This window comes from uncultured Pseudoflavonifractor sp. (assembly GCF_944387805.1).
Taxonomy (GTDB): domain Bacteria; phylum Bacillota; class Clostridia; order Oscillospirales; family Oscillospiraceae; genus Pseudoflavonifractor.
Genome location: NZ_CALXGI010000091.1, coordinates 1 through 7,181, shown reverse-complemented (window position 1 = coordinate 7,181; position 7,181 = coordinate 1). Strand labels below are relative to the sequence as shown.

Sequence of the window (7,181 nt, the reverse complement as noted above, 5' to 3'; positions counted from 1 at the left end):
GCGCGCCTTCGGTTTCTCGCCCTCGCTGCGGTCCATCCGCGCTGCTCACGACGGCTCAGCGCTTCCTGTCACGCTTCGCGCGCCTCGCGGGCGGGTCGCCTTCCCTGCGACTCGGGCTGGTCTCCGGACCGCTCCGCGGCCCTTTGCCCGCCCTCGCTCCGGTCCAGGCTCCCCTGCTCGGCGGCTCAGCGCTTCTTGTTACTCGACGATGGCGAGAATGTCGCCCTGGCGGACGATGGTGTACTCCTCGCCGTCCACCTTGACCTGGGTGCCGGAGTACTTGCTGGTGATGACCTTGTCGCCTACCTTCACGGTCATGACCACTTCCTTGCCGTCCACCATGCCGCCCGGGCCCACGGCGATAACTTCAGCCACTTCGGGCTTCTCCTTGGCGGAGCCGGTCAGGATAATGCCGCTCTTGGTGGTCTCCTCGGCCTCCACCATCTTGATGATCACACGATCAGCCAGGGGTTTGAGATTCATAGCTGGTTCCTCCTTGCATCTATGAAAAATTTACTTTGTAAACTGTCCCATGTCTTAGCACTCATTTTACCGGAGTGCTAACGCACTTATAATAATAGCTTTGGAAGGCAAAATGTGCAAGTAAAAAAACGCTGGATTTTCAATCAAATTTCATTGAAAATCCAGCGTTTTTTAAAATAACTCATTTAAGATACTGAGAGCTCCGTTTTTCTCCTGATATCACAGGATTTCAGAAAAAGAACCTTTGCAATTGTTAGCAGTCTGTAAACTTTCACGCCAAAATACATCAGAGGGATAAAAAAAGTTAACTTTCTTCTCTGAAAGCCGGACGGTAAAGCTGCGGGCGCGCATAACCTCGCCGTCCACCACGGCCACCAGCTCCTGGGGGGAGGAGAAGGAAATCTCCCGGCAATGGAAGTCCCGGATGAGCTGGGGAAACTGGCGGTAGAGACCCTTGGCGTACTTGCCCACCAGGCGGAAGAAGGTGAAGCGGCTCACCTTGGGCACCACCAGCATGTCCAGAATGCCGTCGTCGGGCTGGGCGTCCCCTACGGGCATAAAGCCGCCGCCATAGTAACGACCGTTGCAGATGCAGATAATGGTGCTCAGGCCGTCCAGGGTCTCGCCGTCCACGCGGATTTTAGTGGGACGGGTCAGGCCCTTGAACACGTTGACCACCAGAGACAGGATGTAGGCCCCCACGCCGGACACCAGAGGCAGAGCTTTGTACTTATACACGTCGGCGGCCACCCGGGCGTCCACGCCGGCACAGATAACCCCCAGTCCCAGCTTTCCGTTGCAGTCCATCAGATCCAGGGCGGCCTGGGGCCCCTCCGCCAGGGCGGCCAGATCGGAGAACCGGGCCCGGTAGTTTTTGCCGAAGATTTTCAGAAAATCGTTGCCTGTGCCCTTGGGTACGTTGGTGACGGCGGCGTTGTCATACCCGGCGGCGCCGTTGACCACCTCGTTGAGGGTGCCATCCCCGCCGCAGGCGTAGATGCGCACCGGCCCGCCGGACCGGGCGGCATCCCGGGCCAGGGCCGTACCGCTGCCCGCGCCGCTGGTAAGGACAACTTCATAGTCCAGTCCCGCGCCGCCGAATATTTCTTCAATCTGGGCGGTGAGGGCGTCGGTGCTGCCGTGCTTCCCGGCAGCGGGGTTGATGATGAACAGGTGCTTCAAAGGGCCTTCAGCTCCTTATGAAAAAGTAGAGGCGGCAAGCTGAATTCCGGCGGCGTGGTAGTAGGTGGAGGAATTGTTGGCGGGCCAGAGGAGAATGCGCTGCTCAGGCCGGGCAATACGGGCCGCCATGGCGGCCACCTCGCTGCGGGTGATGACGGCCTCAGGCCGGAAGGTGAGCTGCTTGTCGCTGCCGCTGACAATACCCTTGGCGTACAGAGCGTAGATGGAGCTGGCGGCAAAGTCGCCGCCGGCTACGTCTGGGATGGAGGAGGCCACCCGGCCGGCGTCATTGATGTCGTCCGCCTCCTGCACCGGAGAGGTGGCGGAGAACACCAGGGCCAGCTCTGCCCGGGTGATGGGGCGGGTGTAGCTGTCAAAAGTGGCGTCCGTAATAATGCCGTAGGTCAGGCAGTAGTTCACCGCGTTGGCGTACCAGGGGTCGCCGCCGCTGGTAAAGGGCCTGCCGGCGTAGGCGCTGTCCAGCACGGCGGCCATCTTCAGGGCCTCGCCCACGGTGAGGGTGCTGTAAGGCATAAAGGTGCCGTCCCCCGGCCCTTCCATCAGGCCCAGGTTGTAGGCCAGATCCACCCACAGGTCAAACCAGTCCTTGCCGGACACATCAGAAAAGGCGGCTGTGCGGCCGGAGCGGAGGGAGAAGGCGGCGAAGGGCACTCCCAGGCTGGAGAGAGTCCGAGGCAGGGAAGAGAGGCTGATACGGGCGCTGTCCTTGTCGGTCCAGCTGATCACAATCTCGTTGCCCGCGGCGCCCTGCTCCACGGCGATGGAGCTGGCGCCGGTATACAACTGGTGGGAGGCGCCGTCCGCGCCAGGCACAGGCACCACGGTCAGCAGCTCCCACACCCCGTCCCGCCGGGCAATGTACACCCCGCAGTCCACAGCGGTCAGGCTGTCGTACAGGGGCTCCAGCAGCCACAGCCCGTCCTGCCGCAGCAGACCGTACTTGCCGTCCTCCTTTGCCCGGGCCACGCCCAGGGAGAAGTCGGAGGCCTCCTCAAACCGGATGGGAATAGCCACTGTGCCCGAGGCGTTGACATAGCCCCAGGCAGAGCCGTCGGTGGCGGCGGCCATGCCCTCGGTGTAATTGCCCCTGACCTCCAGCCCCAGGGCGGCAGGAGAGGTTAGGGAGAGGGCCAGGGTCAAGACCAGAAGGAGGGGCAGCTTGCGGATGGTTCGTTTCATTTTAGACTCCTTTTAGACAGCCTCCCGGATTGGAGGCGCGGCTTACCGCTTGTTGTACTGGAACAGGTCGCACTTAATCATGCCGTTGTACAGCTTCCGCTTTTTGTCGGCTGTGCGGCCGAAGGTGCGCTCAAACTCCGTGTGGGAGGACAGGATGGACACCCGCCACCCGGAGGGCAGGCCCCGGACAGCCTGTCCGAAGGCGGCGTACAGGGTTTCGGCCTCTTTTTTCTCCATAATGCGCTCGCCGTAGGGAGGGTTGGTCACCACCCGGCCGTAGGGCTCGCTGCGGTGGAAGCGGGTGGCGTCGGCCACGTCGAAGCGGACCAGGTTCTCCACTCCGGCCTTCTCTGCGTTGGAACGGGCGATTTCCACCGCCCTGGGGTCGATGTCGCCGCCCCAGATGTCGTACTGACCGTCAAATTCCCCATCCATGGCCTCCCCGGCGGCGGCCATCCAGCTCTGGGCGGGCAGCCAGGGCCACTTCTGGGAGGAGAAGGACCGGTCCAGGCCGGGGGCACGGTTCTTGGCGATGAGGGCGGCTTCGATGGCGATGGTGCCGGAGCCGCAGAAAGGGTCGCAGAAGGGGTCCTTGCCCCGGTACTGGGAGAGCATCACCATGGCCGCGGCAAGGGTCTCCCGCAGAGGGGCCTCTACGCCCACCGCCCGGTAGCCCCGCTTGTGAAGGCCGGCGCCGGTGGTGTCCAGCAGAATGGTGGCAGTGTCTTTCATAATTGAGAATTGGATCTGAAACAAAGTTCCGGTCTCCGGCAGGGTCTCCAGCTTGTAGGCCCTGCCCAGCCGGGCGGCTACCGCCTTCTTTACAATGGACTGGCAGGCGGGCACCGAGTGGAGGGCGGAGTTGAGGCTGTAACCCTTGACGGGGAAGGCGGCGGTGCGGGGAAGATAGTCCTCCCACGGGATGGCCTTCACCCCTTCGAACAGGGCGTCAAAGTCAGGGGCGTGGAAGGAGCTCATCACCAGCAGCACGCGCTCGCCGGTGCGCAGATTCAGGTTCAGCCGGGGAATGTCCCGGAGCTGGCCGGAGCAGAGCACATGGCCGTTCTCGGCCCGCACATCAGAGAGCTTCAGCCGGCGCAGTTCGTTGGCGGCCAGCCCCTCCAGCCCGAAGAGAGTGGGAATGAAAAATTTCAGCCGGTCCATAGCAACCTCCATGCGCCTAAGGCGCGCCTGTGGGATAAAACGCTGCGGACGAGAGTCCATGGAACGCAGCGCCATATGAGCGGAGTCATACATAGCTAGTATATCTTACTTTACGGGGAAGCGCAAATATTTTAATCCGGAAAAAATTTTTGAGCAGGGCGGGAAAAATCCGGCTCTTGCATTTTGCACCCTGCTGTGATATCATCTCTGTAAATAAGCAGGAAAGGAAACGGTGAGCCCGCGTGGACGAACCTCCCTTACCCAATTACATAGCGTCAATGGTTGAGGACAGCGTTATCCCACAAGGGATAGGGCTGTCCTTTTGCGCGCAAAAATAGGAAAAGACGGAGCGTTTCACCTGCTGTATATTCCAAATTTTAGGAGTGATCAGTTCCATTATGGACAGTGCCAGTATTATCATGATAGTTATTCTTATCTTCCTCGTGACCATGTCGTCCTACTTCTCGGCCACAGAGACTGCCTTCTCCTCCCTCAACCGGGTGCGGATGAAGAGCCGGGCCGACGGCGGAGATGCCCGCGCGGCTCTGGTTCTGGAGCTGGAAGAGGACTTTGACCGTCTGCTCTCTACTATCCTGATAGGCAACAACATTGTCAACATCACCGCCACCACCATCGGCACCGTGCTCTTCACCAATCTTCTGGGCGCTTACGGCCCTACGGTGTCCACAGTGGTGCTCACAGCGGTCATCCTGATTTTCGGCGAGATTTCCCCCAAGAGCCTGGCCAAGGAGTCCCCTGAGTCCTTCGCCATGTTCTCCGCGCCCATACTGAAGTTCTTTATCACCCTGCTGCGGCCCCTCAACTTCCTCTTTACCCAGTGGAAGAAGCTGCTCAGCCTGGTCTTTCATAAGAAGGAGGACGAGGGCATCACCGAGGAGGAGCTCATCACCATGGTGGACCAGGCCGAGGACGAGGGCGGCCTGGACCAGCACGAGAGCGAGCTCATCCGCTCCGCCATTGAGTTCGGCGATATGGAGGTGGAGGAGATTCTCACCCCCCGGGTGGACATTGTGGCGGTGGAGGACACGTCCACCATGGACGAGGTGGCCAAGGTGTTCGCTGAGAGCGGTTTCTCCCGCCTGCCCGTGTACCATGAGGACATCGACGATATTGTGGGCGTCATCCATGAAAAGGACTTCCACGCTGCCCGGTACCACGGCATCAGCGATCTGTCCTCCTTTATGGGCACGGTGCTCTACACCACCGGAAACACTAAAATATCCCAGATGCTCCGCATTCTCCAGCGGGAGAAGGCCCACATGGTCATTGTGGTGGACGAGTACGGCGGCACCGAGGGCCTGGTCACTATGGAGGACATTGTGGAGGAGCTGGTGGGCGAAATCTGGGATGAGCACGACGAGGTTATCGAGCAGTTCCAGAAGCAGCCTGACGGCAGCTATCTCATCTCCTGTTCCGCAGACCTGACGGACCTGTACGACCTGTTCTCCATTAAGGGCAGCTGCGACGCCAACACGGTGTCCGGCTGGGTTATGGAGCAGATTGGCCGCATCCCCGCGGAGGGGGACCGGTTCCAGGCCGACGGCCTGGATGTGACCGTCACCAAGGTGGATCACCGACGGGTCATGGAGATCAAAGTGGTGGTGCTGCCCGAGGAGACCGAGGAGGAGAAGAAGGACAAAAAGGAAAAGGAGAAGAAGGACCGGGAGAACTGACGGACTTCTCCTCAATCAACATAAAAGGAGGGCGCGCCGCATATGCGGCGCGCCCTCCTGCTGTCTGAAGGCGGATATCAGGCCAGATGAACAAGGACGCGGATAAGGCTGATAAGAAAACCGGCTGCGCTAAGGCCGATGACCAGCAGCCAGGAGGTCCTGGCCTTTTGCTCCGTGGTGGAGGTGAACAGGACAGCGGAGGCGGCCATGCCCACCAGGGCGATGACGGCGGGATAGTGGGTGCCCTGGGTGCCCCTTGACCAGGGACTCAGGCCCAGGTTGGTCATAATGGAATCCCCCAGGCAGAAGCCGTTGCCCAGGGTGGCGCCGAAGAAAAGGAAGAGCAGAAACAGGGCCGCGGCCAGGACGCGGAGCAGAATTTTCACCTGCTTTGTCATAGAAACCCCCTCTTTCCACGAAAAGAAATAAAATTTTCTCTGGTGTCTCCATTATAGCATAAAGGAGCCCGTATTCAAGGGGCAGGGACATGGCCATAGACCATGTCCCTTAAGCGTACGGATAGGACCCGGTATCAGTCGGGCTTGACGGTGAAGAGGAGCTGACCGGCTTTCACATTGTCGCCCTCCCCGCAAAACAGGTTTTGCGGGGACCCCGGATTTTATTTTCCCCGGGACGAGTGAATCGCCCCGGGGCAAGGCCGCCCGACGGGCGGCGCTTGGACGCGCAGAGCGCGGCGCGCCGGAGGCGCGGAGGGCGACGGGAAGGCGGGAAAGGGCCTCAGAGTCAGTCGGGCTTGACGGTGAAGAGGAGCTGACCGGCTTTCACATTGTCGCCCTCCTGAACATGGACGGACTCCACGGCGCCCGCCAGACGGGCCACCACGCTGGTCTCCATCTTCATGGCCTCGATGATGCCCAGCACCTGGTTGGCCTCCACCCGGTCTCCGGGCTGGACGCTGATCTTGGACACCATGCCGGGGATGGAGGCTCCCACCTGGCTCTTGTCCTCCGGGTCGGCCAGGGTGACCTGGACGCCCTTGACCTCAGCAGTCTTGTCGGGCACCGCCACCTCCCGGCGCTGGCCGTTGAGCTCGAACTGGACGGTGCGGGTGCCGTCCTCATTCAGGTCGCCCAGCCCCAGGTACTTGATGACCAGAGTCTTGCCGTCCTCAATGCTGATTTGGGTGGTCTCGCCCAGGGCCATGCCGTTGAAGAATACATGGCTGCCCATGCGGGCGATGTAGCCGTACTCATTGCGGTGCTCCCGGTACTCCTCGTACACCTTGGGATAGAGGCAGTAAGAGAGCATGGCCCGCATGTTGATTTCGTCGCCGCCCATAAAGGAGGCCATCTCCTCCCGCACTGCGTCAAAGTCCACGGGAGGCAGCAGCTCCCCGGGCCGGCAGGTGATGGGCGTCTCCCCCTTGAGCACCACCCGCTGCAAATCCTCGGGGAAGCCCCAGGCCGGCTGGCCCATCATGCCCTTGAAGTAGCTCAC

Annotated in this window: 7 protein-coding genes; 1 reads left to right on the top strand and 6 read right to left on the bottom strand. The window is 60.9% G+C overall.

Features of this window, described 5'->3' with window-relative positions; all coding sequences use genetic code 11:
- Positions 1 to 198: 198 nt before the first annotated feature.
- The 4 genes from Q0K06_RS13435 to Q0K06_RS13420 form a co-directional block, all read right to left on the bottom strand.
- The gene (locus tag Q0K06_RS13435) at positions 199 to 483 is read right to left on the bottom strand and encodes a co-chaperone GroES (protein ID WP_148319741.1); all 285 of its coding nucleotides are present in this window, start codon (positions 481 to 483) and stop codon (positions 199 to 201) included.
- Between the two features lie 219 nt (positions 484 to 702).
- A complete protein-coding gene (locus Q0K06_RS13430) occupies positions 703 to 1,665 on the bottom strand; it encodes a diacylglycerol kinase family protein (protein ID WP_294553531.1) in 963 nt (320 codons plus the stop codon).
- Positions 1,666 to 1,680: 15 nt separating this feature from the next.
- A complete protein-coding gene (locus Q0K06_RS13425) occupies positions 1,681 to 2,865 on the bottom strand; it encodes a WG repeat-containing protein (protein ID WP_294553528.1) in 1,185 nt (394 codons plus the stop codon).
- A 42-nt stretch (positions 2,866 to 2,907) separates the two neighbouring features.
- The gene (locus Q0K06_RS13420; RefSeq protein ID WP_294553526.1) at positions 2,908 to 4,029 is read right to left on the bottom strand and encodes a class I SAM-dependent RNA methyltransferase; all 1,122 of its coding nucleotides are present in this window, start codon (positions 4,027 to 4,029) and stop codon (positions 2,908 to 2,910) included.
- A gap of 398 nt (positions 4,030 to 4,427) precedes the next feature.
- Here Q0K06_RS13420 and Q0K06_RS13415 point away from each other — a divergent pair, with 398 nt between their 5' ends.
- Positions 4,428 to 5,723, top strand: a complete 1,296-nt coding sequence (locus tag Q0K06_RS13415; RefSeq protein ID WP_294553523.1) for a hemolysin family protein — start codon at positions 4,428 to 4,430, stop codon at positions 5,721 to 5,723.
- 77 nt (positions 5,724 to 5,800) lie between these two features.
- Here Q0K06_RS13415 and Q0K06_RS13410 read toward each other — a convergent pair whose 3' ends face one another.
- Positions 5,801 to 6,121 (bottom strand): hypothetical protein, encoded by a 321-nt coding sequence (locus Q0K06_RS13410; protein ID WP_294553520.1) that lies wholly within the window; start codon positions 6,119 to 6,121, stop codon positions 5,801 to 5,803.
- 346 nt (positions 6,122 to 6,467) lie between these two features.
- Positions 6,468 to 7,181: biotin/lipoyl-containing protein (locus Q0K06_RS13405; protein ID WP_294553518.1), on the bottom strand; the 714-nt coding region annotated here is incomplete at its 5' end.